Source organism: Streptomyces sp. SJL17-4 (assembly GCF_036826855.1).
GTDB lineage: Bacteria > Actinomycetota > Actinomycetes > Streptomycetales > Streptomycetaceae > Streptomyces.
Genome location: NZ_CP104578.1, coordinates 5329675 through 5355925 on the forward strand (window position 1 = coordinate 5329675; position 26251 = coordinate 5355925).

Here is a 26251-nt window from a genome sequence, read left to right on the forward strand (position 1 = left end):
GTGGGGCGTGGGTCCTCGGGGGCCGGATGCGGCCCGGGGGGTGGTTGTGCCCACCCGTTCCGCCCTTGCGGAACAGATGCCCACAACCACCTGGCGAGCCCTCCCGCTTCAGGACTTGGCTCGGAGGACCTTCAGGAATTCGCGCATCCAGGTGGGGTGGTCGGGCCAGGCCCTTGAGGAGACCAGGAGGCCGTCCACCACCGCCGCGCTGTCCTGGAAGGTCGCGCCGGCCGCCTGCATGTCCAGTTCCAGGGCCGGGTACGCGGTGACCCGGCGGCCCTCCAGGCCGCCGACCGCCGCCGTCAGGAGCGGGCCGTGGCAGATCTGGGCCACCGGCTTGTCCGCGTCGAAGAAGGCCTTGAGGATCTTGCGGAGCTCCGGGTCGTTGCGGAGGTACTCCGGCGCCCGGCCGCCCGGGATCACCACCGCCACGTACGCGCCCGGGTCGACCTCCGAGAAGGCCAGGTCGGCGGGCCAGGTGTAGCCGGGCTTCTCGGTGTACGTGTCGAAGCCCGGCTCGAAGTCGTGGACGACGAAGCGGAGCTGCTTGCGGGCCGGGGCGGCGATGTCGACCTCGTAGCCCTCTTCCAGTAGCCGCTGGTAGGGATACATCACCTCCAGCGACTCCGCCGCGTCCCCGGTCACGATCAGGATCTTCGCCATGGCTCTCCCAGATCACAGATGGTCGGTCACGTACACGCTGCCTCGGTCACGTACACGCTGCCCGCGACGGGGCGCTTTGCCAAGAGGACATGTGTCTCTGTCCATAACGTCAAACTTCCACCCCCTCTTTTGTACACATACGGCTCATGACGGTTCGGGGGTCCGGGGCGATAGGCTTTTCCCGTGATCAGCGCGATACGCCGAGGGGGCAGTGAAGCCCCCGGCTGCCGCCCGGTCCGCGACAGCGGCCGGGCCGACCGTGCGTTCGCCGATCCTCTCCGTCCGGGCGCGCCGCTCTCTGTGGCCGATAACGACCCGGGCATCTCTCATTCGGGCATAGCGTCGTCTTCGACCGGAATCACCGCGTCGAGGCGTCGTTGTGTCCTTTCTTCCACCGACGTCACGCAACGGCGCGCGACAGGAGTCAGAGGACATGCAGACCAAGCTGGACGAAGCCAAGGCCGAGCTGCTCGAAAGGGCCGCTCGGGTAGCTGAGCACAGCCCGGTCGGGGGGCGACTTCCGACGGGCCCGGAGGGTGCCGGGGAGCGCCCGGACCGGGACACCGTGCTCGAGTACCTCCAGCGCTACTACCTGCACACCGCGCCGGAGGACCTCGGCGACCGGGACCCGGTCGACGTGTTCGGCGCGGCGCTCTCTCACTACCGCCTCGCGGAGAACCGCCCGCAGGGCACGGCGAACGTGCGCGTCCACACGCCGACGGTCGAGGAGAACGGCTGGACGAGCAGCCACTCCGTCGTCGAGGTCGTCACCGACGACATGCCGTTCCTGGTGGACTCGGTCACCAACGAGCTCTCGCGCCAGGGCCGCGGCATCCATGTCGTGATCCACCCGCAGGTCCTCGTCCGCCGCGACGTCACGGGCAGGCTCATCGAGGTCCTGTCGGCGCAGATCCACGGCGAGCTGCCGCACGACGCGCTCACCGAGTCCTGGATCCACGTCGAGATCGACCGGGAGACCGACCGCGCCGACCTCAAGCAGATCACCACCGATCTGCTGCGTGTCCTGTCCGACGTCCGTGAGACGGTCGAGGACTGGGAGAAGATGCGCGACGCCGCCCTGCGGATCGCCGAGGGCCTCCCGGCCGAGCCCACCGCCTCCGACCTGCGTCCGACCGAGGTGGAGGAGGCCCGCGAGCTGCTGCGCTGGCTGGCCGACGACCACTTCACCTTCCTCGGCTACCGCGAGTACGAGCTGGTCAACGGTGACGCCCTGTCCGCCGTGCCCGGCACGGGCCTCGGCATCCTGCGCTCCGACCCGAAGCACGCGGGCGACGACGAGGGCCACCACGCCCACCCCGTCTCGCCGTCCTTCAGCCGGCTGCCCGAGGACGTCCGCGCCAAGGCGCGCGAGCACAAGCTGCTGATCCTGACGAAGGCCAACAGCCGCTCGACCGTGCACCGCCCCTCGTACCTCGACTACGTCGGTGTGAAGAAGTTCGACGCCGACGGCAACGTCATCGGCGAGCGCCGCTTCCTCGGCCTCTTCTCCTCGGCCGCCTACACCGAGTCCGTGCGCCGTGTTCCCGTCGTCAAGCGCAAGGTCCAGGAGGTCCTGGAGGGCGCGGGCTTCTCGCCGAACAGCCACGACGGCCGCGACCTGCTCCAGATCCTGGAGACGTACCCGCGCGACGAGCTCTTCCAGACCCCGGCCGACCAGCTCCAGTCCGTCGTCACCAGCGTCCTGTACCTGCAGGAGCGGCGCCGGCTGCGCCTGTACCTGCGCCAGGACGAGTACGGCCGCTACTACTCGGCCCTCGTCTACCTGCCGCGCGACCGCTACACCACCCGCGTCCGGCTGCGGATCATCGACATCCTGAAGGAGGAGCTCGACGGCACCAGCGTCGACTTCACCGCCTGGAACACCGAGTCGATCCTGTCCCGGCTGCACTTCGTCGTCCGCGTCCAGCCCGGCACCGAGCTGGCGAAGCTCACCGACGCCGATGTCGACCGCATCGAGGCCCGGCTCGTCGAGGCCGCCCGCTCCTGGTCCGACGGCTTCGCCGAGGCGCTCAACGCCGAGTTGGGCGAGGAGCACGCCGCGGAGCTGCACCGCCGTTACGGCAACGCCTTCCCCGAGGGCTACAAGGCCGACCACTCGCCGCGCGCGGCCGTCGCCGACCTGGTCCACCTGGAGGCCCTCGCCCGGACCGGCGGCGGCAAGGACTTCGCGCTCTCGCTCTACGAGCCGGTCGGCGCGGGCCCCGGCGAGCGCCGCTTCAAGATCTACAAGACGGGCGACCCGATCTCCCTCTCCGCCGTGCTCCCGGTGCTCAACCGGCTCGGCGTCGAGGTGACCGACGAGCGGCCGTACGAGCTGCGCTGCGCCGACCGTACGCCCGGCTGGGTCTACGACTTCGGTCTGCGGATGCCCGCCGCGACCGGCAACGGCGGCGACTACCTCGGCGACGACGCCCGCGAGCGCTTCCAGGAGGCCTTCGCCGCCACCTGGACCGGCGAGGCCGAGAACGACAACTTCAACTCGCTGGTCCTCTCCGCCGGGCTCAACTGGCGCGAGGCGATGGTGCTGCGCGCCTACGCGAAGTACCTGCGCCAGGCCGGTTCGACGTTCAGCCAGGACTACATGGAGGACACCCTCCGCAACAACGTCCACACCACCCGGCTGCTCGTCAACCTCTTCGAGGCCCGGATGGCCCCGGAGCGCCAGCGCGCCGGCACCGAGCTGATCGACGCGCTCCTGGAGGAGCTGGACGCCGCCCTCGACCAGGTCGCGAGCCTGGACGAGGACCGGATCCTGCGGTCCTTCCTGACCGTCATCAAGGCCACCCTGCGGACCAACTTCTTCCAGAGCGCCAGCGAGGGAAGCAATGACAGGGGCCAGCTGACGGCGGACGGTACGCCGCACTCGTACGTGTCGATGAAGTTCGACCCGCAGGCCATCCCGGACCTTCCGGCGCCCCGCCCGGCCTTCGAGATCTGGGTGTACTCCCCGCGCGTCGAGGGCGTCCACCTGCGCTTCGGCAAGGTCGCCCGAGGCGGTCTGCGCTGGTCCGACCGCCGCGAGGACTTCCGTACGGAGATCCTCGGCCTGGTCAAGGCGCAGATGGTGAAGAACACCGTCATCGTGCCCGTCGGCGCCAAGGGCGGCTTCGTCGCCAAGCAGCTCCCGGACCCGTCCGTGGACCGTGACGCCTGGCTGGCCGAGGGCATCGCCTCGTACAAGACCTTCATCTCGGCGCTGCTCGACATCACCGACAACCTGGTCGCGGGCGAGGTCGTGCCGCCGGTCGACGTGGTCCGCCACGACGAGGACGACACCTACCTGGTGGTCGCCGCCGACAAGGGCACCGCGACCTTCTCCGACATCGCCAACGGGGTCGCCGAGTCGTACGGCTTCTGGCTCGGCGACGCGTTCGCCTCCGGCGGCTCCGCCGGTTACGACCACAAGGGCATGGGCATCACCGCCCGCGGCGCCTGGGAGTCCGTCAAGCGGCACTTCCGCGAGCTGGGCCACGACACCCAGACCCAGGACTTCACGGTCGTCGGCGTCGGCGACATGTCCGGCGACGTCTTCGGCAACGGCATGCTGCTGAGCGAGCACATCAGGCTCGTCGCCGCGTTCGACCACCGGCACATCTTCATCGACCCGAACCCGGACGCGGCCGTCTCGTACGCCGAGCGCCGCCGGCTCTTCGAGCTGCCCCGCTCGTCCTGGGCCGACTACGACCTGTCGCTGCTCTCCGCGGGTGGTGGCATCCACCCCCGCAGCGCCAAGTCGATCCCGGTCAACGCACAGGTCAGGGCCGCCCTCGGCATCGAGGACGGGATCACCAAGATGACCCCGGCCGAGCTGATGAAGGCCGTGCTCCACGCCCCCGTCGACCTGCTGTGGAACGGCGGCATCGGTACGTACGTCAAGTCCTCGGCCGAGTCGAACGCCGACGTCGGCGACAAGGCCAACGACGCCATCCGCGTCGACGGCCAGGACGTCCGCGCCCAGGTCATCGGCGAGGGCGGCAACCTCGGCGCGACCCAGCTGGGCCGCATCGAGTTCGCCCGCACCGGCGGTCCCGAGGGCCAGGGCGGCAAGGTCAACACCGACGCCATCGACAACAGCGCCGGCGTCGACACCTCCGACCACGAGGTCAACATCAAGATCCTGCTCAACGGGCTCGTCGCCGAGGGCGACATGACCGTCAAGCAGCGCAACAAGATCCTCGCGGAGATGACCGACGAGGTCGGCACGCTCGTCCTGCGCAACAACTACGCGCAGAACACGGCCCTCGCCAACGCCGTCGCCCAGTCGCCGTCCCTGCTCCACGCCCACCAGCGCTTCATGCGCCGCCTGGGCCGCGACGGGGCTCTCGACCGGTCCCTGGAGTTCCTGCCCAACGACCGGCAGATCCGCGAACTGCTCAACAACGGCCGCGGGCTGAGCCAGCCGGAGCTCGCCGTCCTCCTCGCGTACACCAAGATCACGGTGGCCGACGAGCTCATCGGTACGGGGCTGCCGGACGACCCGTACCTGAGCGGGCTGCTCCACGCGTACTTCCCGACGCTGCTCCGCGAGAAGTTCACCGAGGCCGTCGACAACCACCCGCTGCGTCGCGAGATCATCACCACCGTCCTGGTCAACGACACCGTCAACGGAGGCGGCTCGACCTTCCTGCACCGCCTCCGCGAGGAGACCGGCGCGTCGATCGAGGAGATCGTCCGGGCGCAGACCGCGGCCCGGTTCGTCTTCCGCCTCGGCCAGGTCTGGGACGCCGTCGAGGCCCTCGACAACCAGGTGCCGGCCGACGTCCAGACCCGGATGCGGCTGCACTCCCGCCGGCTCGTCGAGCGCGGCACGCGCTGGCTGCTCAACAACCGGCCGCAGCCGCTCCAGCTCACCGAGACCATCGAGTTCTTCGCCGAGCGCGTCGAGCAGGTCTGGGCGCAGCTGCCGAACCTGCTGCGTGGCGCTGACCTGGAGTGGTACCAGTCGATCGTGGAGGAGCTGACCGAGGTCGGTGTGCCGGAGGAGCTCGCGCTGCGGGTGGCCGGCTTCTCCTCCGCCTTCCCGATCCTCGACATCGTGGGGATCGCGGACCGGATGGACAAGGACCCGCTGGCGGTGGCCGAGGTCTACTACGACCTGGCCGACCGGCTGCGGATCACCGACCTGATGGACCGGATCATCGAGCTGCCGCGCGATGACCGGTGGCAGTCGATGGCCCGTGCGTCGATCCGTGAGGACCTGTTCGCGGCGCACTCGGCGCTGACCGCGGACGTCCTGGCGGCCGGGAACGGCACGTCGAGCCCGGAGCAGCGGTTCAAGGACTGGGAGGAGAAGAACGCGGCGATCCTGGGCCGCGCGCGGACGACCCTGGAGGAGATCCAGGGCTCGGACACCTTCGACCTGGCGAACCTGTCGGTGGCGATGCGGACGATGCGCACGCTGCTGCGTACGCACAGCTAGTCGCTCGCGCGGTCGCTTGTCGTAGCGCTCGTGCAGTCGATCGACGTAGCCGTTCGCGAAGTCGCTCGTCGTAGCGTGAGAAGGGCCCCACCGGTCGTCCGGTGGGGCCCTTCTCGTGTCCCTGCTACGCGGTTTCCTCGGGCGGTCCCGTCACCGTCGACGTCCACAGGCGGCGGGCGGCGAGCAGGGTCGCCGCGAGCAGCAGGCCGTTGCGGAGGACCATGACGGTCAGCCCCTGGGTGGTGCCGGCGACGACCTGGTCGTACAGGACGGGGTACGCGAGGGAGCTCAGGGCGGCCGCCGGGAGCAGCAGCAGTGCCACCGGGCGCATCACGGTGGCACGCGAGGTCAGACAGACGGCGGCGAGGCCGAGCAGCCAGATCATGTACTGGGGACTGATCACCCGGCTGGTGACGGTGAACAGCAGAACGGCGGTGAGGGCCGCGTCGAGCGGGGTGGCGGCGGTCCAGCGGTGGGCTCGTACGCGCCACAGGAGCAGCCAGCCGAAGGCGATGACGGTGAGCAGCAGGGCGAGGTGGCCGAGGCTGGAGACGTACGGGCCGACGTACTCGAAGGCCCCGTAGCGGATCTCGACCCTGCCCGGCCAGATGCCGCCGGCCCCGGCCAGTCCGAGGGCCGTGCCGCCGAGCGACTCGATCTGGATGCCGCGGCTGCCCTGCTGGCGCAGGAAGCCGAGGGAGCCGGAGAAGAACAGCGCGAGGGTGGCGAGGAGCGCGAGGGCCGCGACCGCCGCGGCGGTCCAGGCCTCGCGGGTGGTACGGCCCCGGGGCGTGCCGATCAGGGCGAGCGCCGGCCAGACCTTGACCATCGCGCCGATGCCCGCGAGGGCCCCGCCGAGCTGGTGGGCCGCGGTGGAGCGGGCGCCGAGCGCGAGCAGCGCGAGGACGGCGAGGGCGGTGGTCTGGACGTCGTACCGGGCGAGCGGCAGGTGCAGGAGCAGCGGCAGTCCGCAGACCCAGATCCAGGTGCCGTGGGTGAGCCGGGCGCTGTCGGCGCGGGCGAGTGCGGCGGTGACGACCGCGTCGGCCAGGAGGGTGAGCGCGACGAACGCCTGGACGTACGTCAGCCAGGGGAGGACGCCCGGGGACATGATCACGAGCCCCGCGCCGGGCGGGTACTGCCAGGTGACGTCGCCGGGCGGGAAGGTGCCCTGCGCGAACTGCTCGTACCAGTACCGGTAGAGGTCCACCTCGCGGCCGACGCCGCCGATGCCGAGGGTGTCGCGGAGGAGCAGCAGCACCATGCCGACGCGGGTGATCAGCCAGACGGAGGCGACGGCGAGGTAGGGGCCGCGGCCGACCGTGACGAAGGTGGCGGAGGTGAAGGTGTCCGAGTCGAAGGGGGAGCCGGTGAGGTGGGGGGGCTCGGCGAGGGTTCCTGGTGGCGACTGGGAGTGATCGTTCGTCATCCCTCCGCACTGTAGTCCTTAATGTCTTATTTGCCCCTTTATTTGGCCCCTGTTCGGGCTGCTGTCGCGGTGAACTCCTCGTACGCCGCGACCACCTCCTTCGCCGGGCCGTCCATCCGCAACGTGCCCGCCTCCAGCCACAGGGCCCGCTCGCAGGTCTCCGTGATCGTGGAGTTCGAGTGGCTGACCAGGAAGACCGTCCCCGCCTCCGCCCGCAACTCGTCGATCCGCCGCTGGCTCCGGCGGCGGAAACGCGCGTCGCCGGTCGACAGGGCCTCGTCGATGAGCAGGACGTCATGGCTCTTCGCGGCGGCGATGGAGAAGCGCAGCCGCGCCCCCATGCCGGAGGAGTACGTCCCCATGGGGCGGGAGATCGCGTCGTCCTTCTCGTTGATGCCGGAGAAGTCCACGATCTCGTCGTAGCGCTCGCGGACCTCCGTGCGGCTCATACCCATGGCGAGACCGCCCAGGATCACGTTCCGTTCGCCGGTGAGGTCGTTCATCAGGGCCGCGTTGACGCCGAGGAGCGAGGGCTGTCCGTCGGTGTACACCTGGCCCCGCTCGACGGGCTGGAGGCCCGCGATGGCCTTCAGGAGGGTGGATTTCCCAGATCCGTTCGAACCGATCAGGCCAATTGCCTCGCCCCGGCGTGCGACGAAGCTGACGCCCTTCACTGCGTGGACCCGGCGGCCGGTCGGCCGCTTCTCGCCGCGCCGGAGCATGCGGCTGAGCGCGGCCGTCGCGGCGCCTCGGCCGCCGGTGCCGCCGCCGTGGACCGTGTACGTGATGTGGACTCCGTCGACCACGACGGTCGGGGTCGGGGTCGGGGTCGGGGTGGAGGTGGGGGTCGGGGTGAGGGTGAGGGTGGGGGTGGGGGTGGGGGTGGGGGTGGGGGTGCTTTTCGGGTCAGCCACGGCCGTACGTCTCCTCCGCCTTCCAGAACCAGATGAAACCGCCCCCGAAGGCCAGCAGGGCCCAGCCGGCGGCGAGTGCCCAGACGTGCGGCGGCAGCTGGGCCGAGGTGTAGCTCTCGATGAGCGCGAAGCGCATCAGGTCGATGTAGACCGCCGCCGGGTTGCACTGGAGGGCGAGGACCACGCCGTCGGGGAAACGGCCACTGCTCGCCAGGTTCTGGATCGACCACATCGCGCCCGAGGCGTACATCCAGGTGCGGAGCACGAACGGCATCAGCTGGGAGATGTCCGGGGTGCGGGCCGCGAGCCGGGCGAGGACGAGCGCCACGCCCGTGTTGAACAGGGCCTGGCAGAGCAGTGCGGGGACGGCGAGCAACCAGCTCCAGGTGGGGAACTCGCCGAGCCCGAAGAGGATCACGACCAGTACGGCGAGCGAGAGCAGCAGCTGCTGGAGCTGCTGGAGCGACAGTGAGATCGGCAGGCTCGCGCGGGGGAAGTGCAGGGCGCGGACGAGGCCCAGGTTGCCGCTGATCGCCCGGGTGCCGGCCAGGATCGTGTTCGAGGTGAACGTCCATACGAAGATGCCGGTGATCAGGAAGGGCACGTAGTCGGCGACGCCCTCCTTGGCGTCCATGAGGACGCCGAAGATCAGGTAGTAGACGGCCGCGTTGAGCAGCGGGGTCATCACCTGCCAGATCTGGCCGAGGCGCGCCTGGCTGTACTGGGCGGTCAGGCGGGCGCTCGCGAAGGCGGTGATGAAGTCGCGGCGGGACCAGATCTGCCGGGCGTAGGCGGGCAGTGAGGGGCGGGCGCCGCTGACGGTGAGGCCGTGGCGCCGGGCGAGCGCGCGCAGGTCCTCGGAGGAGGCCTCGTACGGAGGGGCCGGAGGGGCCGGAGGGGGCTGAGAGGGCTGAGAGGGCTGAGGGGGCTGAGGGGCTTTGCGCGTGGGCGGGGGGAGCGTCTGGGTGGTCACGGGTGGGCGCTTTCGACGAAGGGTGCGGGCATCCTCGGCGATGGAACGGGTCCGTATCGTCGCTACGGGGAGACTAGGACGGTCGTACGTCGGAACGCAACCGTATCGTCGTGACGCCCTCGGGGCGTCGCCGTTGGTTAGGATGCCGTTCATGACCGATCCGACCCCCCGCCGCGCCCCCGCCGGAGCGGCCGTACTCCGCGAGGACGTGACCGAGGCCATCCGCGCCGCCGTCTTCGAGGAGCTCGCGGCCGTCGGCTTCGCCCGGATGTCCATCGAGGGCATCGCGCGCCGCGCGGGAGTCGGCAAGACCGCCGTCTACCGGCGCTGGAAGTCCAAGCTCGCCCTCGTCCTCGACCTCGTCGGGGCCTTCGCCACCGAGGGCCTGCCGGCGCCCGCCACCGGCTCGCTGCACGGGGACGTACGGGCGCTCCTCCAGGTGGCCTCGCACGCGCTGCGCCACCCCGTCGCCTCGCGGGTCATCCCGGACCTGCTCGTAGAGGCGGCCCGGCAGCCCGAGATCGCCGAGGCCGTCACGGCCGCCCTGCTCGACGGCCAGCGCGGCGTCGTGACCCAGGTCGTCCGCGAGGCGGTCGCGCGCGGCGAACTCCCCGAGGGGACCGACCCGGGCCGCGCCCTCGACCTGGTCGTCGGGCCCCTCTACTGGCGCCTCGTCGTGGTCCGTACGCCGCTGCCTCCGGGGTACGTGGACGATCTGGCGCGGTCGGCGGTGGCGGCGCTCAAGGCCTAGCGGTGGCGGCGCTCAAGGCCTGGGCCGTGTCTTGCCGACGGGGGCACGCGGTGACGCATCCAGCCCCCGCCGACGTACGACCGGCTACTTCACCGCGCCCGCCATCACCCCCGTGGCGAACTGCCGCTGGAACGCGAAGAAGACCACCAGCGGCACCACCATCGACACGAACGCCCCCGGCGCCAGCACGTCGACGTTGTTGCCGAACTGCCGTACCTGCTGCTGGAGCGCCACCGTGATCGGCGGCGACTGCGAGTCCGCGAAGATCAGCGCGATCAGCATGTCGTTCCACACCCACAGGAACTGGAAGATCCCCAGCGAGGCGATCGCGGGACCGCCGAGGGGCAGCACCACCCGGGTGAAAAGCCGCACCTCGCCGGCCCCGTCGAGCCGCGCCGCCTCCAGGAGCTCGCGCGGGATCTCCGCGAAGAAGTTCCGCAGCAGGAAGATCGCGAACGGCAGGCCGAAGGCCGTGTGGAAGAGGACCACCCCGAGCGTCGTCTCGAAGAGGCCGACCGCGCCGAAGAGCTTCGACACCGGGACGAGCGCCACCTGCACCGGGACCACGAGCAGGGCGACCACCCCGAGGAACCACCAGTCCCTTCCCGGGAACTCCAGCCACGCGAACGCGTACCCGGCGAACGAGCCGAGGAGGAGGACGAGGAGCGTGGACGGGACGGTGATCAGGACCGTGGAGAGCAGCGAGTCGGTGATCGTGTCGTTGGCGAGGAGACGGCTGTAGTTCTCGGTGGTCAGCTGGGCCGGCGCCGTGAACACCTGCCACCAGCCGCTCGCCGCGATGTCGGAGGGCGAGCGGAGCGAGGAGAGCAGCAGCCCGATCGTCGGCAGCAGCCAGAACAGACCGGCCAGGACGAGGAACACCCGGACCACGCCCCCGGCGGCACGGGCGGCGGCCCGCGCCGCGAACGTCCGGGGCGCGGGGGAACCCGCGAGCGGTGCGGAGACGCCGGTACGCGCGCGCGTGCGGGTGGCGGAGGAACTCATCGGCGGGCCTCCCGGCGCATGCGGCGGATGTTGAGGACCATCACCGGGACCACCAGGAGCAGCAGCAGGACGGCGATGGCCGAGCCGACCCCGAGATCGGCGTCCGTACCGAACGACGAGCGGTACAGCTGGAGCGCGAGCACGTTCGCGTCGTCCTGGGCGGAGCCCGGCGCGATGACGAAGACCAGGTCGAAGACCTTGAGCACATTGATCATCAGGGTGACGAGGACGACCGCGAGGACCGGGGCGAGCAGCGGCACCGTGATCCGGCGGAACACCTGCCACTCGTTCGCCCCGTCCACCCGCGCCGCCTCCAGCAGCTCGCGCGGGACGGCGGCGAGCCCGGCGCCGATGAGCACCATCGCGAACCCGGCCCACATCCACACGTACGCGCCGATGACCGCCGGGGTGACGAGCCGGGGACCGAGCCACTCCACGCCGTTGTACTGCTCCCGGAAGTTGCTCGCGGGCAGCCGCAGCACGGCTCCGTCGGCGCGGTCGGCGGGCAGCGTGAAGGTGCCGTCGGCCGCCGCCGTCGCCCGGGCGACCACCTTTCCGTCCCGTACGGCCTCGATCCGCAGCCCCGCGAGGCCCAGTTCGGCCGGGTCGACGGCGTTCTGCCGCCCGCCGCCGCCCCGGGTGAAGTCCAGCCAGGCGGTGCCCGTGACGGTGTCCGCCGTCTCCGGCGCCGCGACCGGGGTCCGCGCCGGGCGGGCCTCCTCCGGCATCTGACCGGGCGTCACCCCGATCAGCGGAAGCCGTACGGGCTCCCCGGCGCGCACCGGCTCCTTCGTGACGAACGCGCCGCCGCCGGCCGCCTCCAGCGGATGCGCGGGCAGCGGCCGGGCCCGCGGGAAGCCGGACGACTCGGCGAAGGTGTCGTGGACGCCGACCCACACGGCGTTGGCGACCCCGCGGTCCGGGTCCTGCTCGTAGACCAGCCGGAAGATGATCCCGGCGGCCAGCATCGAGATCGCCATCGGCATGAAGACGACCAGCTTGAACGCCGTCCCCCAGCGGACGCGCTCGGTGAGCACCGCGAAGATCAGGCCGAGGGCGGTCGCGACCACCGGGGCGACGACCAGCCAGATGACGTTGTTGCGGGCGGCGGTGCGGAGCGACTCGTCGGTGACCAGGGCGAGGTAGTTGTCCAGGCCGACGAAGGACGAGCCGGAGCTGTCGAAGAACGAGCGCTGGACGGAGTACCCGATGGGGTAGACGACGAGCGCGCCGAGCAGCAGCAGGGCGGGGAGCAGGAACCCCGCCGCGACCGTCCTGCTCCTGTTGCCGCTCCTGACGCCGTTGTGGTTTGTCCTCGGCATGCCGGGGGCCTCAGCTCTTCGCCGCGGCCTTGTACGCCTTCGCCGCGTCCTTCTCCAGACGCGCCTGAGTCCCCGCGATGTCCTTCGGGTTCTTCAGGAAGTCCTGGAGCGCCTTCCACTCGCCCTTGCCCGGCGTTCCGCCGAAGGACTGCGGCATCTGGTCCGACATGTCGAACCGGAAGTCGTCACCGGCGCCGATCAGCGCCTTGGCGATCTCACGCTGGACGTCGTTCGGGTACGCCGCCGGGTCCAGGTTCTTGTTGGGGGAGACGAAGCCGCCCTCGGCCGCCCAGATCTTCGCCGCGTCCGGTGAGGCGAGGAAGGCGAGCAGCGCCTGTGCGCCCTTGGTGTCCTTGAGGGCCACGGCCGCGTCGCCGGCCGTCACCACGGGCGTGGTGCCCGTGCCGACGGTGGGGAACGGGAAGACCTTCGCGTCCGTGCCGATCTTCGCCTTCGTCTGGGCGATGTTGACGGCCGCGAAGTCGCCCTCGAAGACCATCGCCCCCTTGGGCGTGTCACCGCCCGTGAAGGTCTGGGTGACCGACACCGGGTACTCCGTCTGCAGCGCGCCGCTCGTGCCGCCCGCGAGCAGCGCCGGCTTGCCGAAGAGTTCGCCGAGCGTGGTCAGGGCCGCCGTGACGGACGGGTCGGTCCACTTGATCGTGTGCTTCGCCAGCTGGTCGTACTTGGCCGGGCCCGCCTGGGAGAGGTAGATGTTCTCGAACCAGTCGGTGAGGGTCCAGCCGTCCGCGCCGCCGACCGAGACGGGGGTGACGCCGTAGGCCGAGATCGTCTCGGCCGTGGTGAGGAACTCCTTCCAGGTCTTCGGCTCGGTCGCGCCGGCGCTCTCGAAGACGGCGGAGTTGTACCAGACCAGGGACTTGTTGGCGGCCTTGAAGTAGACGCCGTACTGGGTACCGCCGACCGCGCCGAGCTCCTGCCAGCCGCGCGAGTAGTTGGCGGCCAGCTGGGCCTCGGCCTCCGGGCCGACGGGCTTCAGCCACTTCTGCGCGGCGGCCTGCTGGATCGCGCCGACCTGCGGCAGCATCGCGACGTCCGGCGGCGAACCGCCCGCGATCTTCGTGCCGAGGAAGTTCACGATCGGGTCCTGGGCGGGCACGAAGGTGACGGTCGCGCCCGTGCGCTTCTCGAACTCCTTCAGGACCTTGGTGAAGTTCTCCTGCTCGGGGCCCGTCCAGACGGCGGCGACCTCGATCTTCTCGCCCTTGAGGGGAAGGGCGCCGCCGCTGGGCCCGGATTCCCCTTGACCCTTGTCGGCCCCGCCGCCACCGCACGCCGCGAGGGTGAGTGCGGTGATGGCCGTGAACGCCGTCATGGTCACCGCGGTCCTGCTGCGTGGACGAAGAGTTGTACGCATCGCTGCCCCGTCTCTCCCGTGCGCTTCGCTGTCCCGTGCCGACAGGTCTACGCCCGGTGACGGGGCCCCGCAATACCGCCTTCCGCGTCAAGAGGGCGATCGTGATGCCCTCGTGACGTGGTGTCAGCTGTGGGTCGCGGGGGTCAGCGGGGGTACGGGCGTGGCCTCGACCGAGCGGGCGGCGCGGTCGAGGGCGCTCGCGAGGAGGGCCAGATCCGTCGGTCCGTTGCCCAGCTCGCGGACCGGACGGCGGGTCGGCGGATCGCCCATCCGCTCCCACTCCAGCGGCACGACGGTGGGGCGGAGCGTCGCGGTCCGGGGGATCCGGCCGGTGACGCGTCCCGCCTGGAAGGGGGTCACCCGGCCGTCCGGATGGCCGAGGCGCCCGCGCCCGGCCGCCGGTACGTCCGGTCCCGCGGTCAGTGGGGGCGCGTCGAGCACGATCCGCAGTCGGGCCCCGTGGGCCAGTTCCGTGTCGGCGGTCCGGTCGGGGCGCGCGGAGGTCGCGACGAGGTGCACGCCGAGCCGCTCGCCGTTTCGCGCGACGGCCTCCAGGGCCCGCACGACGGACCCGGCGGCGGGCCGCCCGGAGGCGCCGAGCGCGGGTGCCACCAGGGCGTCGAAGTCGTCGACGAGAACGATGAGGCGGGGGAGCTGGGCGGAGCCGCCCACGGCTCGCACGGACCCCTGCTCGCCGCCGGTGGGCCGCGGAATCCGCCCGGACACATCCTCGGCGGCGGCGGGCCGGGACAGGCGCCCGCCGGTGCGGTCGGCGTGGTCGCCGTCGCCGGGCCGGGGGACGCGGCCGCTGGGGTACCCGCCGAGGTCGCCGTCCCCGGGACGGGACACGCGCCCGCTGCCGTGGCCGACGATGTCCTCCGCCCCGGTGCGGGACACCCGTCCGCTCGGGCGGTCCGTGAGGTCGCCGTCGCCGGTGCGGAGGGTGCGTCCGCCGGTGCGGTCGTCGCCGTCCCGGCGCGGCAGCCGCCCGCTGGGGGTATCGGTCAGGAAGGCATCGGCACCGGCCCTCGTCCGGGCACTGGGCCGCTCGTCGAGCGAACCGTCGCCGGGGCGGGGCACGCGCCCGCTGCCGTGGCCGCCGAGGTCCTCCGCGCCCGCGCGGGCCACGCGGCCGCTCGGGTGGTCGGTGAGGTCGTCGTCGCCCGTGCGCAGGGTGCGGCTGCTGGGGCGCCCGGCCGGGCCCTCGGACCCGGGGTACGTGAGCCGGCCGCTCGGCCGGCCGCCGAGGTCATCGGCTCCGGGGTACGGACGAGGGTGGTCTCCGGGGTACGGGCTCCGCCCGCTGGGCCGGCTGTCGACGTCTCCGGGGTACGGGCTCCGCCCGCTGGGCCGGCTGTCGACGTCTCTGGGGTACGCGTTCCGCGTGCTCGTCCGGCTGTCGACGTCGCCCGGGTACGCGCTCCGGCCGCTCGGCCGGCTGTCGACGTCGCCCGTGTAGGTGATCCGGCCACTGGGCCGGCCGCCGAGGTCGTCCGACGTGGGGTACGGGCCGTCCGTGCGGCCGCTTCGCGTGCTCGGGAGGGCGCCGATCGTGCCGTCGCCCGTGCGCAGGGTGCGGCCGCTCGGGCGGCCCGTGAGGTCGCCGGAGTCCTGGAGGCGGACGGTCGCGCGGGCGCCCTGGGGCACCGACTCCGCCGCACTCGGGGCGCGCTGGCCGATCAGCCGGTCGGCGGCGGTCGCCGCGGATGCCGTGCGCGTCCCCCGGCGGTCGGCGAAGTGGCCGTCACCCAGCAGCTCCGCCCGGCGCTTCAGCTCCGCTCCCAGGGCCTGCGCGAACTCCCGCATCCGCACCGGGTCCGAGGCGACCAGGTGCTCGGTGACGTGCGGCAGCTCCGTACAGGCCGCGAGTCCTTCACCGCGGTCGCCGCCCGCCCCGTCCACCAGGAGCAGCCCGAGCCGGTCGGGGCGGCCGCCGGCCGCGAGCGAGGCGGCGATGGAACGGAGCAGCTCCGTCCGCCCGCTTCCCGCGGGGCCTTCGATCAGGAGGTGCGGGCCCTCGCGGGTGAGGTCCACGGCCAGCGGGCCGCGCGGCCCCGCGCCCAGGACGGCCGTGCCGTCCGCGGCGGAGGCCCAGCGGGCCATCAGGGAGGCGGGGGTGGCACGGGCGAGGCCGAGCTCGTCGAGGAGGCGGGCCGACGGGGGCAGCGCGGCGGCACGCGCGCCGGGCGCCGCCGTCGTGTCCGTACGCAAGGGGGCGAGGGCGCGGCCGAACCGCTCGGCCCAGGCGACGGAGACCGCGTCGACCACACCGACCGTGCCGTGGCCGGCGACCCGTCCGCCCGAGGTCCTGAGCAGTCGCAGCGCCGTCGCCACGTCGCCGCTGAGGAGCGCGGCGGCCCCGCACTCGCGGAACGCCAGGGACGCGGCGCACGCCGTCTCGTAGGTGGCGGCCACCGGGGAGACCGGGGAGGCCGAGGGAGCCTCGGCGAGGCACAGCAGATGGATGCCGGCCGCCGCTCCGGCGCCGGCCAGCCGCGCCACCGTCTCGCGCAGGGCCGCCGAACCGGGGTCACCGTCGACGACCACGACCGTCGTCGGTCCCTCGTGCCGGGCCGCCGCCTCGGCGACCGAGGCGCGGTCGGCGCTGGGCCAGCCGGGGCCGAGGGGGCCGTCGTCGAGCCGCCGGGTCAGCTCCGCCGTACGGGCCTGGGCCTGCTCGCGGTCGTACGCCAGGAGCAGCCGGCAGTCCTGGCCGTGGGCCGGCCGGACGTGCGGGAGCCAGCCGAGCCAGCCCCAGGACCGGCGCCGCTCCTCCAGGGAGTGGTTCCGGTCGGCGCTGATGAGCACGATCTCCAGGTCGGAGGGGGAGTGCAGGGCGGCGAGCTGGGCGACGACCGAGCGGGCGAGACCGGCGAGCCGGTCGGCGGGGCCGGCGAGGCCCAGCGAACCGGCCTCCCGCAGTCCCACGGTGACCGGGACGCCGGAGAGGTCGGCGCGGTCCGTGGTGCCGAGCCGGACCACCAGGGACTCGGGGTGGTCCTGGCCGCGCTCCCAGAGCCGGGGGCCGGGACCCAGGGCGGTGAGCAGGACGGTGGCCGGGTCGGGCCAGGTGTCGGCCATCGGGGCGGGCGCGCCGGAGCCGCCACGGGCGGCCGCGCCGGGCAGGGTGCCCGCGTGGGTGTCCGGGGCCGTACGGGAACCGGCGACGGGCGCCGGGAGGTCCTCGCGTCCGCCGGCCAGGCGCCGGGCCCAGGCCCCGAGGCCCCGCTTGCCGCCGCCACCCGCGCGCGGGGAACCGGCCTGCGCCGGGGACGCGTCGCCGCGGGGCGGGCGGGTCCTGCTGTGGGCCTCGCCGCCGCCGTCGGGTCCGTCGTGGCCCTCGTCGCCGGGGCGGTCGCCCGCGCGCGCGTGGCCGGACGGGTCCGGGCCCCGGTCGCGGCCGGGGCCGTACGGGTCCTCGTACGCGCTGCCGGGCGCCCCGCCGAACGGGATGCCGCGCCCGCCGTGGGTGGTGTCGTCCGCGGGAGCGCCGGGAGCGCCGGGAGCGCCGGGAGCCGTGCCGGGCACGCCCGCGTGGCCTGGCCGGTCGGTCCGGTCCGTGAGGGGCGTGCCGTCGGCGGGCGCGACCCGCAGGTGGCCCTCGCCGTCCGGGGCGGTCGCCCGCGTCTCCGTACCGCCGAGGTCGTCGCCGGGGCCGGTCAGGCGGAGGGCGGACTCGCCGAGGCGCAGCAGCGCGCCCGGCCGGAAGGCGACCGGGCGGTCGCCGACCGGTGCGCCGTCGAGGGTCGTGCCGTTCGTCGAGCCCCGGTCGGCGACCGTGACCCGGCCGTCCTCGCCGACGGTGACCGTGCAGTGCGCGCGGGAGACGTCCGGGTCGTCGAGCGGTACGTCGGCGTCCACGGAACGGCCGATTCTGATCGCTCCGCCGTGCAGCAGGTGCACTCCGCCCGCGTCCGGGCCCGCCACCACGTGCAGCCGGGCCGCGGCGGTCTCGTCGACGCGGTCGTCGGGGCCGGGGACCTGGAGGGAGAGGACCGCGCCGTCGACGAGCGGGGGTTCGCCGAGCACACAGCGGCGGCCGTCGAGCCGCTCCGCGCCCGCGTAGAGCACGGTGGTGCCCGAGGCGGAGGTGTCGGGGCCGGTGACGGCGGCGGCGAGATTCGAGGCCACGGCGGCCAGCGCCGTCCCGGCGGGGGCCGTGACGAGCACCTCGCAGGTACGTCCGGCGCCATGGCCGGCGTACGGCGCGAGGACGGTCAGCCGGATCTGCATCGCCGTCAGCGGTCCCTTCTGCGTGATGCCCGGCAGGGGAACCGCCCTGTGACTCCCCCCACCCGGCACGGACGCGTCGCCCGGTACAGGTCGGCACGGCGCGGGGGCTCCCGACCCCACCGATGCGACGTGCTGGAGGCATCCTCGCACCTGCCACCGACAGCCCGCCCCCGGGTCGGCCGGAAGTGATCTTGAATGGTCGGCTGTGGACGCAAAAGTGCCTGGTTGGGCATGCCTTCGGAACATGCCCGGCAACCGTCCTGCCTCCGGAAGCGTCTTCTTTCGGACAGACCGGACCTGCCCGGACCCGTCCGGGCCCGGCCCGGCGAAGGCACGGGTCGGCGTCGGCACCGGTACGGCACCGGCCCGCCCCGGCAGACCGTCGGCGGGCCACCGGAATCGGAATCGGCCTGTGGACGACCGGCCTTTACCCCGTTCGGCGGCACTAAAGTGGGTCGGACACCCGGACGGGTCACAACAGAGGACAGGGACCCCGGGAACACCACCGGATCACCCCAGGACCACGATCAGCAGGGAGCGCGTGACGTGCGGCCTATCGGCAGCAAGTACCTGCTCGAGGAGCCGCTCGGCCGCGGCGCCACGGGCACCGTCTGGCGAGCCCGCCAGCGGGAGACGGCGGGCGCCGAGGCGGCCGTGCCCGGCCAGCCCGGCGAGACCGTCGCGATCAAGGTCCTCAAGGAGGAGCTGGCCAACGACGCGGACATCGTGATGCGCTTCCTGCGCGAGCGGTCCGTGCTGCTCCGGCTCACCCACCCCAACATCGTGCGCACCCGCGACCTGGTCGTCGAGGGCGATGTCCTCGCGCTCGTCATGGACCTCGTCGAGGGCCCCGACCTGCACCGGTACATCCGGGACAGCGGCCCGCTCACCCCGGTCGCCGCCGCCCTCCTGACCGCCCAGATCGCCGACGCGCTCGCCGCCAGCCACGCCGACGGCGTCGTCCACCGCGACCTGAAGCCGGCCAACGTCCTGCTCGCCGAGCAGGGCGGCCAGATGCACCCGATGCTCACCGACTTCGGCATCGCGCGCCTCGCGGACTCCCCGGGCCTGACCCGCACCCACGAATTCGTCGGCACGCCCGCGTACGTGGCGCCGGAGTCCGCCGAGGGCCGCCCGCAGACCTCCGCCGTCGACATCTACGGCGCCGGCATCCTGCTGTACGAGCTGGTCACCGGCCGGCCCCCGTTCGCGGGCGGCACCGCCCTCGAGGTCCTCCACCGGCACCTCAGCGAGGAGCCCCGCCGGCCCTCGACCGTGCCCGGACCCCTGTGGACGGTCATAGAGCGCTGCCTCAGCAAGGACCCGGACCGGCGGCCGAGCGCGGTGAACCTCGCGCGCGGTCTGCGCGCGGTCGCCGCCGGCATCGGCGTGCACTCCACGCCCGCCCAGATCGAGGCGGCCGAAGGCGTCGGCGCGCTCCTCGCCCCGGACCCGGCGCCCGCGCCGGTCCCGGAGACCCCCGAGACGGGGGCCGCCGACCCCACCCAGGTGCTGCCCAGTGGCGCCGGGACGCCGCCCCGGTACGACCCCGCCGGCGCGACCAGCGTCATGCAGACCAGCGGCACGGCGGGCGCCGCCGATCCGACGGCCGTCATGCCCCCCGTACCGCAGAACCCTCCGGCGGAGGACCCGCACCCCTGGCAGAACCAGCTGCGGCAGGTCCGCGACCGCAACGAGCAGACGCAGGTGCAGTACCTGGACCCGAGCCAGGACCCGCTGCGCCGCCGCCCGCAGCGGCAGCAGCCCCCGCAGCAGCAGCCCGGCCAGTACGGGCAGCAGGGTCAGCAGGGTCAGGGCCAGCAAGGCCAGTACGGGCAGCAGCCGCCGCAGCCGTACCAGCAGCAGCGTCCCGCACAGCAGCGGCCGCAGCAGCCGTACCCGCCGCAGCACCAGCAGCAGCACCAGCCGCAGCAGTACGCGCCGCCGCCCGCCCCGCAGCAGTACGCGCAGCCCCAGCAGCAGTACACCCCGCCGCAGCCGCCGCCCCAGGCCCCGGCGCCGCGCGAGCCGCGTCCGCCGCGTCAGCGCAGCGCCAACCCGGTGCGGATCCCCGGCCTCGGCTGCCTCAAGGGCTGCCTGGTCATGATCGTGCTGTTCGTGGTCGCGGGCTGGCTCGTCTGGGAGCTGACCCCGCTCCAGGACTGGATCGCCGAGGGCAAGAGCTACTGGGAGGCCATCGGCGACGGCATCTCGACGGTGACCGACTGGATCTCCACGATCGGCGAGGCCACCGACTCCACCGGTGCTACCGGCGGTACGACAGGGCAGTGACACCGTAGGACCACGTAATACTGCCGATTTATCGACTTCCGAGGGGTGATTTCCCCTCGGAAGTGACGTCCGGCGGCTGCGGACGCGTAACTTTGCACGCGAACCGCAGCCGCTGAGGGAGCAGTCTTGGCACGGAACATCGGCAGCCGCTACACCACCCACCAGATCCTGGGGCGGGGCAGTGCAGGAACGGTGTGGCTCGGCGAGGGGCCCGAGGGTCCCGTCGCCGTCAAACTGCTGCGCGAGGACCTGGCCTCCGACCAGGAGCTCGTCGGCCGCTTCGTCCAGGAGCGGACCGCCCTGCTCGGCCTCGACCACCCCCGCGTGGTCAAGGTCCGCGACCTCGTCGTCGACGGCAACGACCTGGCCCTCGTCATGGACCTCGTACGCGGCACCGACCTGCGCACCCGGCTCGACCGGGAACGCAGGCTCGCCCCCGAGGCGGCCGTCGCGATCGTCGCCGACGTCGCCGACGCCCTCGCGGCCGCGCACGCCGCCGGGATCGTCCACCGGGACGTCAAGCCGGAGAACATCCTGCTCGACATGGAGGGGCCGCTCGGACCCGGCGGCGCGCACCCGGCCCTCCTCACCGACTTCGGCGTCGCCAAGCTGATCGACACGCCCGGCCGCACCAAGGCCACCCGGATCATCGGCACCCCCGACTACCTCGCCCCCGAGATCGTCGAGGGCCTCCCGCCCCGGGCCGCCGTCGACATCTACGCCCTCGCGACCGTCCTGTACGAGCTGCTCGCCGGCTTCACCCCCTTCGGCGGCGGCCACCCCGGCGCCGTGCTGCGCCGCCACGTCACCGAGACCGTCGTCCCGCTGCCCGGCATCCCCGAGGAGCTGTGGCAGCTGCTCGTGCAGTGCCTGGCCAAGGCCCCGGCCTCCCGGCTGCGTGCCTCCGAGCTCGCCACCCGCCTCAAGGACGTCCTGCCGCTGCTCAAGGGCATCCCGCCGCTCGACGTGGACGAGCCGGACGCGGAGCCGGCGCCGGAGCCGTACGAGGAGGACACGTACGCGACCGGTACGGGCGCGGGCGAGCCCGGCCCGCGCCGGGCCGCCGTGCCGCTCGTCCCCGGCGCCTCCGCCGACTCCAACCGCGACACCCACACCTCCATGCGGGTCCCGGCCCCCGACGAGCTCTCCGGCGGCCCCCTGGGCACGGCCCGCGCCCCGCGCTCCGCCGGGGCCCGCAGACCCGGCTCGGCCCGCCACAAGGCCGAGGCGGTCCGCAAGCGCCGGATCACCCTCACCATCGCGGCGGTGGTGGTCGCGGGCGCCCTCGGCGCGGGCGGCTACCTGGCGGTCTCCGGGGACGCGGACACCCCGCCGCAGGACTCCAAGCAGTCCTCACTGCCGTAGCAGCGGCGGCGAGCCGTTACGCTGGACGCGTGGCAGTCGTCGATGTATCCGAAGAGCTGAAGTCCCTCTCCTCGACCATGGGGTCGATCGAGGCCGTCCTGGACCTCGAGAAGCTGAGGGCCGACATCGCCGTGCTCGAAGAGCAGGCCGCGGCCCCGTCCCTGTGGGACGACCCGGAGGCGGCGCAGAAGATCACGAGCAAGCTTTCGCACCTGCAGGCCGAGGTCCGCAAGGCCGAGACCCTGCGCGGGCGCATCGACGACCTCGCGGTGCTCTTCGAGCTCGCCGAGGAGATGGACGACCCGGACACCCTCGCCGAGGCCGAGACGGAGCTCACCTCCGTCCGCAAGGCCCTCGACGAGATGGAGGTCCGCACCCTCCTCTCCGGCGAGTACGACGAGCGCGAGGCCCTGGTCAACATCCGCGCCGAGGCCGGTGGCGTCGACGCCTCCGACTTCGCCGAGCGGCTCCAGCGCATGTACCTGCGCTGGGCGGAGCGACACGGCTACTCGACCGAGATCTACGAGACCTCGTACGCGGAAGAGGCCGGCATCAAGTCGACCACCTTCGTGGTGAAGGCGCCGTACGCCTACGGCACGCTCTCCGTCGAGCAGGGCACCCACCGCCTGGTCCGCATCTCGCCCTTCGACAACCAGGGTCGTCGCCAGACCTCCTTCGCCGGTGTCGAGATCCTGCCGGTCGTCGAGTCCTCCGACCACGTCGAGATCGACGAGTCCGAGCTGCGCGTCGACGTCTACCGCGCGTCGGGCCCCGGCGGCCAGGGCGTCAACACGACCGACTCGGCCGTGCGCATCACGCACCTGCCGACCGGCATCGTCGTCTCCTGCCAGAACGAGCGCTCGCAGATCCAGAACAAGGCGAGCGCCATGAACGTCCTCCAGGCCAAGCTCCTCGAGCGTCAGCGCCAGGAGGAGCGGGCCAGGATGGACGCCCTGAAGGACAGCGGCAGCTCCTGGGGCAACCAGATGCGCTCGTACGTCCTGCACCCGTACCAGATGGTCAAGGACCTCCGTACGGAGTTCGAGGTCGGCAACCCGCAGTCCGTCCTGGACGGCGAGATCGACGGCTTCCTGGAGGCGGGCATCCGCTGGCGCAAGCAGCAGGAGAAGTAACCCCGGAACACGGCACGTTCGGGCCCCGCACCGTCATGGTGCGGGGCCCGTCGTCGTTCTGGGCGGTGGCCTCCGGCCGGTCAGCGGATTCGCTGGCGCAAGCGGAAACGGGGCCGTCGGGGAGCTTTGTCGACAAGGGAACTACTGGTGCGGGGCCCGGAGTTCTGGGTTTACGTCACAGTTGCATCGTTGTATGTGGGACACGTCGTGATCTTTCGGGCATCGCACGCGCAACGACCTTGACGCTTCATCGGAAACTCGGAAGGGTGGCGTACTGGCATGCGCATTTCTGGGGCGCGTGCGAACGGGGGCGGGCCCAGTAGTGAGCCGCCTCTGTCGCGTGCCCCGAGCGCTGCCCCATGACGAGATGAGCTACTGGGGGTAGCAGCCAGATGACCAAGCAGATGCGAATCCGTATCGCGCGTGTCGCCGCCGGTGCGGTGATCGCGGCCGGTGCGTCGCTGACGGCGGCGGGTGCGGCGCAGGCCGTGGGCGCCTTCGGCGAGCCGGACCCGACGCCCACGTGTATTCCGGGGACTGCCGGTTGCCCGGACCCGACGACGGATCCGACCACGGACCCGACGACGGACCCGACGACGGATCCGACCACGGACCCGACGACGGACCCCACGACGGATCCGACCACGGACCCCACGACGGACCCGACCACGGACCCGACGACGGACCCCACGACGGATCCGACCACGGACCCGACGACGGACCCGACCACGGACCCGACGACGGACCCCACGACGGATCCGACCACGGACCCGACGACGGACCCGACCACGGACCCCACGACGAACCCGACGACCGCGCCGGAGCCGGATGACACGGACGGGCCCGGCCAGACCGAGGCGCCGACCACCCCCGGTGACGACAACACCGACAACGGTGACGCCGGCACCTGCACCGTCGACCTCGACGGCGCCGAGTGCGTGGACAGCGGCAACAGCAACACCGACACCAACAACGCCGGCTCGCAGCCCGTGCAGCAGGGTCAGGCGAAGGAGGAGCTCGCCGAGACCGGTGCGGCCGAGACCTCGTTCCTGATCATCGGCGCCGCGACCATGATCGCCGGTGGCATCGGCTTCCGTATGCTGCCGCGTCTCGTCGGCGGGGGCCGCGCCGCCGTCTGATCCGGACGCGCGCGTGGATCCGTACGGCGTATGACGTACCGGGTATGACGTACCGGGTATGACGTACAGAGCATGAGGAAGGGCCGGGGAGAAGCTCCCCGGCCCTTCCTCATGGTTCCGGCTCGTGTGGACGCTGTGCGGTCCGCTAGACCGTTTGGACCGCCGCGAGCAGGGCGATCGCAGCCAGCAGGGCGATCGCCAGCGTCAACAGCATCGCGGGCGAGAGACCGCCTTGTGGGGTCAGTCGCTCCCGGTTCGCGCGGCAGACGGGGCAGCGGCCCTCGGCGACCGGGGCCGCGCAGTTGGCGCACACCAGTCGGTCGTAGGTCATGCGCTCTCCTCCTCCCGCACTGGGTTTCACACCAGGACAACGTCCGGAGGGGTCCGGACGTTCCCCCTACCACTCTGCCAGCTCGACGGCGTTTCGGCGCGCCCCACCGGAACGCGACCGTTCCGTCCGCGAGGGCGAAAAGGATAAACGCCGCAAGCCGGAACCGCGACTGCGCGGGTCTTCCCCGGTCGCGTAAGGTCACGCACACCTACTCCCGGCCGACCGTGGTGCATCCGTGATCCGATTCGACAACGTCTCCAAGTCCTATCCGAAGCAGAACCGCCCCGCGCTCCGGGATGTATCCCTGGAGATCGAGAAGGGGGAGTTCGTCTTCCTCGTCGGTTCGTCCGGCTCCGGAAAGTCGACTTTCCTGCGGCTGCTCCTTCGTGAGGAGCGCGCCAGCCAAGGCCAGGTGCACGTCCTCGGCAAGGACCTGGCCCGGCTCTCCAACTGGAAGGTGCCGCACATGCGGCGTCAGCTCGGCACCGTCTTCCAGGACTTCCGCCTCCTTCCCAACAAGACCGTCGCCGAGAACGTGGCCTTCGCCCAGGAGGTCATCGGCAAGCCGCGCGGCGAGATCCGCAAGGCCGTGCCGCAGGTGCTCGACCTGGTCGGACTCGGCGGCAAGGAGGACCGGATGCCGGGCGAGCTCTCCGGTGGTGAGCAGCAGCGCGTCGCCATCGCGCGGGCCTTCGTCAACCGCCCGATGCTGCTGATCGCCGACGAGCCCACCGGCAACCTCGACCCGCAGACCTCGGTCGGCATCATGAAGCTGCTCGACCGCATCAACAGGACAGGGACCACCGTCGTCATGGCGACCCACGACCAGAACATCGTCGACCAGATGCGCAAGCGCGTCATCGAGCTGGAGAAGGGCCGTCTCGTCCGCGACCAGGCCCGCGGCGTCTACGGTTACCAGCACTGAGCAGGTAGGGGACTCAACACACCATGCGCGCTCAGTTCGTGCTCTCCGAGATCGGCGTCGGTCTCCGGCGCAATCTCACGATGACGTTCGCCGTCATCGTCTCCGTGGCCCTCTCGCTCGCCCTGTTCGGCGGCGCGCTGCTCATGCGCGAGCAGGTCAGCACGATGAAGGACTACTGGTACGACAAGGTCAACGTCTCGATCTTCCTCTGCAACAAGGCCGACGCGGCCGCGGCGGCCAAGTGCGCCAAGGGTGCGGTCACGGCGCAGCAGAAGGAACAGATCGAGGCCGATCTGAAGAAGATGGACATCGTCGAGACCGTCATGCACGAGACGGCCGATGAGGCGTTCAAGCACTACAAGGAGCAGTACGGCGACACCGCCATCGCCTCCGTCGTGACGCCGGACCAGATGCAGGAGTCGTTCCGGGTCAAGCTCAAGGACCCGGAGAAGTACAAGGTGGTCGCCACCGCCTTCGCCGGCCGTGACGGCGTCGAGTCGGTGCAGGACCAGCGGAACATCCTGCAGAACCTCTTCGACCTGATGAACGGCATGAACATCGCCGCCCTCGGCGTCATGGGGCTGATGCTGGTCATCGCATTGATGCTGATCGTCAACACGGTCCGCGTCTCGGCCTTCAGCCGCCGCCGCGAGACCGGGATCATGCGGCTCGTCGGCGCGTCCAGCTTCTACATCCAGATGCCGTTCATCATGGAGGCCGCCTTCGCCGGACTCCTGGGTGGCGCGGTCGCCTGTGTGCTGCTGCTCGTCGGCCGGTACTTCCTCATCGACCACGGCATCGCGCTCGCGGACAAGATGCAGCTGGTCAACTTCATCGGCTGGGACGCCGTCCTCGCCAAGCTGCCGCTGGTGATCGCGATCGGGCTGCTGATGCCCGCCGTGGCCGCTTTCATCGCGCTGCGCAAGTACCTGAAGGTGTGAGAAGAGACCACTGAGGG

Annotated in this window: 17 protein-coding genes; 8 read left to right on the forward strand and 9 right to left on the reverse strand. The window is 72.1% G+C overall.

The genetic code is table 11. The annotated features are described in order from the left end of the window. Window positions 1-108 precede the first annotated feature (108 nt). Window positions 109-663 (reverse strand): DJ-1/PfpI family protein, encoded by a 555-nt coding sequence (locus N5875_RS23990; RefSeq protein ID WP_055599899.1) that lies wholly within the window; start codon window positions 661-663, stop codon window positions 109-111. Between the two features lie 433 nt (window positions 664-1096). Here N5875_RS23990 and N5875_RS23995 point away from each other — a divergent pair, with 433 nt between their 5' ends. Continuing rightward, the gene (locus N5875_RS23995) at window positions 1097-6103 is read left to right on the forward strand and encodes an NAD-glutamate dehydrogenase (protein ID WP_318210079.1); all 5007 of its coding nucleotides are present in this window, start codon (window positions 1097-1099) and stop codon (window positions 6101-6103) included. 124 nt (window positions 6104-6227) lie between these two features. On the opposite strand, the gene N5875_RS24000 is transcribed toward N5875_RS23995, so the two are convergent. The 3 genes from N5875_RS24000 to N5875_RS24010 form a co-directional block, all read right to left on the reverse strand. Continuing rightward, window positions 6228-7532 carry a glycosyltransferase 87 family protein gene (locus tag N5875_RS24000; RefSeq protein ID WP_318210078.1) on the reverse strand — a complete coding sequence of 435 codons (1305 nt, stop codon included), beginning with the start codon at window positions 7530-7532 and terminating at the stop codon, window positions 6228-6230. A 38-nt stretch (window positions 7533-7570) separates the two neighbouring features. After that, entirely contained in the window at window positions 7571-8338 is a 768-nt protein-coding gene (locus tag N5875_RS24005) for an ABC transporter ATP-binding protein (RefSeq protein WP_338499248.1), read from the reverse strand. A gap of 100 nt (window positions 8339-8438) precedes the next feature. Then, window positions 8439-9299, reverse strand: coding sequence for an ABC transporter permease (locus N5875_RS24010; RefSeq protein ID WP_338499250.1), 861 nt, complete (start codon window positions 9297-9299; stop codon window positions 8439-8441). A gap of 271 nt (window positions 9300-9570) precedes the next feature. On the opposite strand from N5875_RS24010, the gene N5875_RS24015 reads away from it, so the two are divergent. Continuing rightward, window positions 9571-10170, forward strand: coding sequence for a TetR/AcrR family transcriptional regulator (locus tag N5875_RS24015; RefSeq protein ID WP_338495875.1), 600 nt, complete (start codon window positions 9571-9573; stop codon window positions 10168-10170). A gap of 84 nt (window positions 10171-10254) precedes the next feature. On the opposite strand, the gene N5875_RS24020 is transcribed toward N5875_RS24015, so the two are convergent. From N5875_RS24020 to N5875_RS24035, 4 genes are all read right to left on the reverse strand, one after another. After that, window positions 10255-11175, reverse strand: coding sequence for a carbohydrate ABC transporter permease (locus tag N5875_RS24020; RefSeq protein ID WP_318210075.1), 921 nt, complete (start codon window positions 11173-11175; stop codon window positions 10255-10257). Next, window positions 11172-12497 carry a sugar ABC transporter permease gene (locus N5875_RS24025; RefSeq protein ID WP_338495878.1) on the reverse strand — a complete coding sequence of 442 codons (1326 nt, stop codon included), beginning with the start codon at window positions 12495-12497 and terminating at the stop codon, window positions 11172-11174. The genes N5875_RS24020 and N5875_RS24025 overlap by 4 nt, the downstream gene beginning before the upstream one ends. 10 nt (window positions 12498-12507) lie before the next feature. Next, a complete protein-coding gene (locus N5875_RS24030) occupies window positions 12508-13833 on the reverse strand; it encodes an ABC transporter substrate-binding protein (protein WP_318210073.1) in 1326 nt (441 codons plus the stop codon). Between the two features lie 165 nt (window positions 13834-13998). After that, window positions 13999-18108 (reverse strand): FtsK/SpoIIIE domain-containing protein, encoded by a 4110-nt coding sequence (locus tag N5875_RS24035; protein ID WP_338495881.1) that lies wholly within the window; start codon window positions 18106-18108, stop codon window positions 13999-14001. 546 nt (window positions 18109-18654) lie between these two features. Here N5875_RS24035 and N5875_RS24040 point away from each other — a divergent pair. The 4 genes from N5875_RS24040 (at window position 18655) to N5875_RS24055 (ending at window position 24037) form a co-directional block, all read left to right on the forward strand. Then, window positions 18655-20400, forward strand: a complete 1746-nt coding sequence (locus tag N5875_RS24040) for a serine/threonine-protein kinase (RefSeq protein WP_338495882.1) — start codon at window positions 18655-18657, stop codon at window positions 20398-20400. Window positions 20401-20526: 126 nt separating this feature from the next. Further along, window positions 20527-21765 (forward strand): serine/threonine-protein kinase, encoded by a 1239-nt coding sequence (locus N5875_RS24045; protein WP_338495883.1) that lies wholly within the window; start codon window positions 20527-20529, stop codon window positions 21763-21765. A 29-nt stretch (window positions 21766-21794) separates the two neighbouring features. Then, window positions 21795-22898 (forward strand): peptide chain release factor 2, encoded by a 1104-nt coding sequence (gene prfB, locus N5875_RS24050; RefSeq protein ID WP_229314006.1) that lies wholly within the window; start codon window positions 21795-21797, stop codon window positions 22896-22898. 392 nt (window positions 22899-23290) lie between these two features. Next, window positions 23291-24037, forward strand: a complete 747-nt coding sequence (locus N5875_RS24055; RefSeq protein WP_338495888.1) for a hypothetical protein — start codon at window positions 23291-23293, stop codon at window positions 24035-24037. A 145-nt stretch (window positions 24038-24182) separates the two neighbouring features. Here N5875_RS24055 and N5875_RS24060 read toward each other — a convergent pair whose 3' ends face one another. Continuing rightward, window positions 24183-24368: a hypothetical protein gene (locus tag N5875_RS24060; protein ID WP_318210068.1), complete on the reverse strand. Its 186-nt coding sequence runs from the start codon at window positions 24366-24368 to the stop codon at window positions 24183-24185. A gap of 235 nt (window positions 24369-24603) precedes the next feature. On the opposite strand from N5875_RS24060, the gene ftsE reads away from it, so the two are divergent. Then, on the forward strand, window positions 24604-25293 hold the full coding sequence (gene ftsE / locus N5875_RS24065; protein ID WP_030223113.1) for a cell division ATP-binding protein FtsE: 690 nt from the start codon (window positions 24604-24606) through the stop codon (window positions 25291-25293). A gap of 23 nt (window positions 25294-25316) precedes the next feature. Further along, window positions 25317-26234: a permease-like cell division protein FtsX gene (gene ftsX / locus N5875_RS24070; protein WP_318210067.1), complete on the forward strand. Its 918-nt coding sequence runs from the start codon at window positions 25317-25319 to the stop codon at window positions 26232-26234. The last annotated feature ends 17 nt before the right edge of the window (window positions 26235-26251 follow it).

Excerpts from the sequence above, each read along its gene's own strand:
- N5875_RS23990 (WP_055599899.1), bottom strand. The coding sequence starts at position 663 with ATGGCGAAGATCCTGATCGTGACCGGGGACGCGGCGGAGTCGCTGGAG.
- N5875_RS23995 (WP_318210079.1), top strand. The coding sequence starts at position 1,097 with ATGCAGACCAAGCTGGACGAAGCCAAGGCCGAGCTGCTCGAAAGGGCC.
- N5875_RS24000 (WP_318210078.1), bottom strand. The coding sequence starts at position 7,532 with ATGACGAACGATCACTCCCAGTCGCCACCAGGAACCCTCGCCGAGCCC.
- N5875_RS24015 (WP_338495875.1), top strand. The coding sequence starts at position 9,571 with ATGACCGATCCGACCCCCCGCCGCGCCCCCGCCGGAGCGGCCGTACTC.
- N5875_RS24020 (WP_318210075.1), bottom strand. The coding sequence starts at position 11,175 with ATGAGTTCCTCCGCCACCCGCACGCGCGCGCGTACCGGCGTCTCCGCA.
- N5875_RS24025 (WP_338495878.1), bottom strand. The coding sequence starts at position 12,497 with ATGCCGAGGACAAACCACAACGGCGTCAGGAGCGGCAACAGGAGCAGG.
- N5875_RS24030 (WP_318210073.1), bottom strand. The coding sequence starts at position 13,833 with ATGACGGCGTTCACGGCCATCACCGCACTCACCCTCGCGGCGTGCGGT.
- N5875_RS24035 (WP_338495881.1), bottom strand. The coding sequence starts at position 18,108 with ATGCAGATCCGGCTGACCGTCCTCGCGCCGTACGCCGGCCATGGCGCC.
- N5875_RS24055 (WP_338495888.1), top strand. The coding sequence starts at position 23,291 with ATGACCAAGCAGATGCGAATCCGTATCGCGCGTGTCGCCGCCGGTGCG.
- N5875_RS24060 (WP_318210068.1), bottom strand. The coding sequence starts at position 24,368 with ATGACCTACGACCGACTGGTGTGCGCCAACTGCGCGGCCCCGGTCGCC.
- ftsX (WP_318210067.1), top strand. The coding sequence starts at position 25,317 with ATGCGCGCTCAGTTCGTGCTCTCCGAGATCGGCGTCGGTCTCCGGCGC.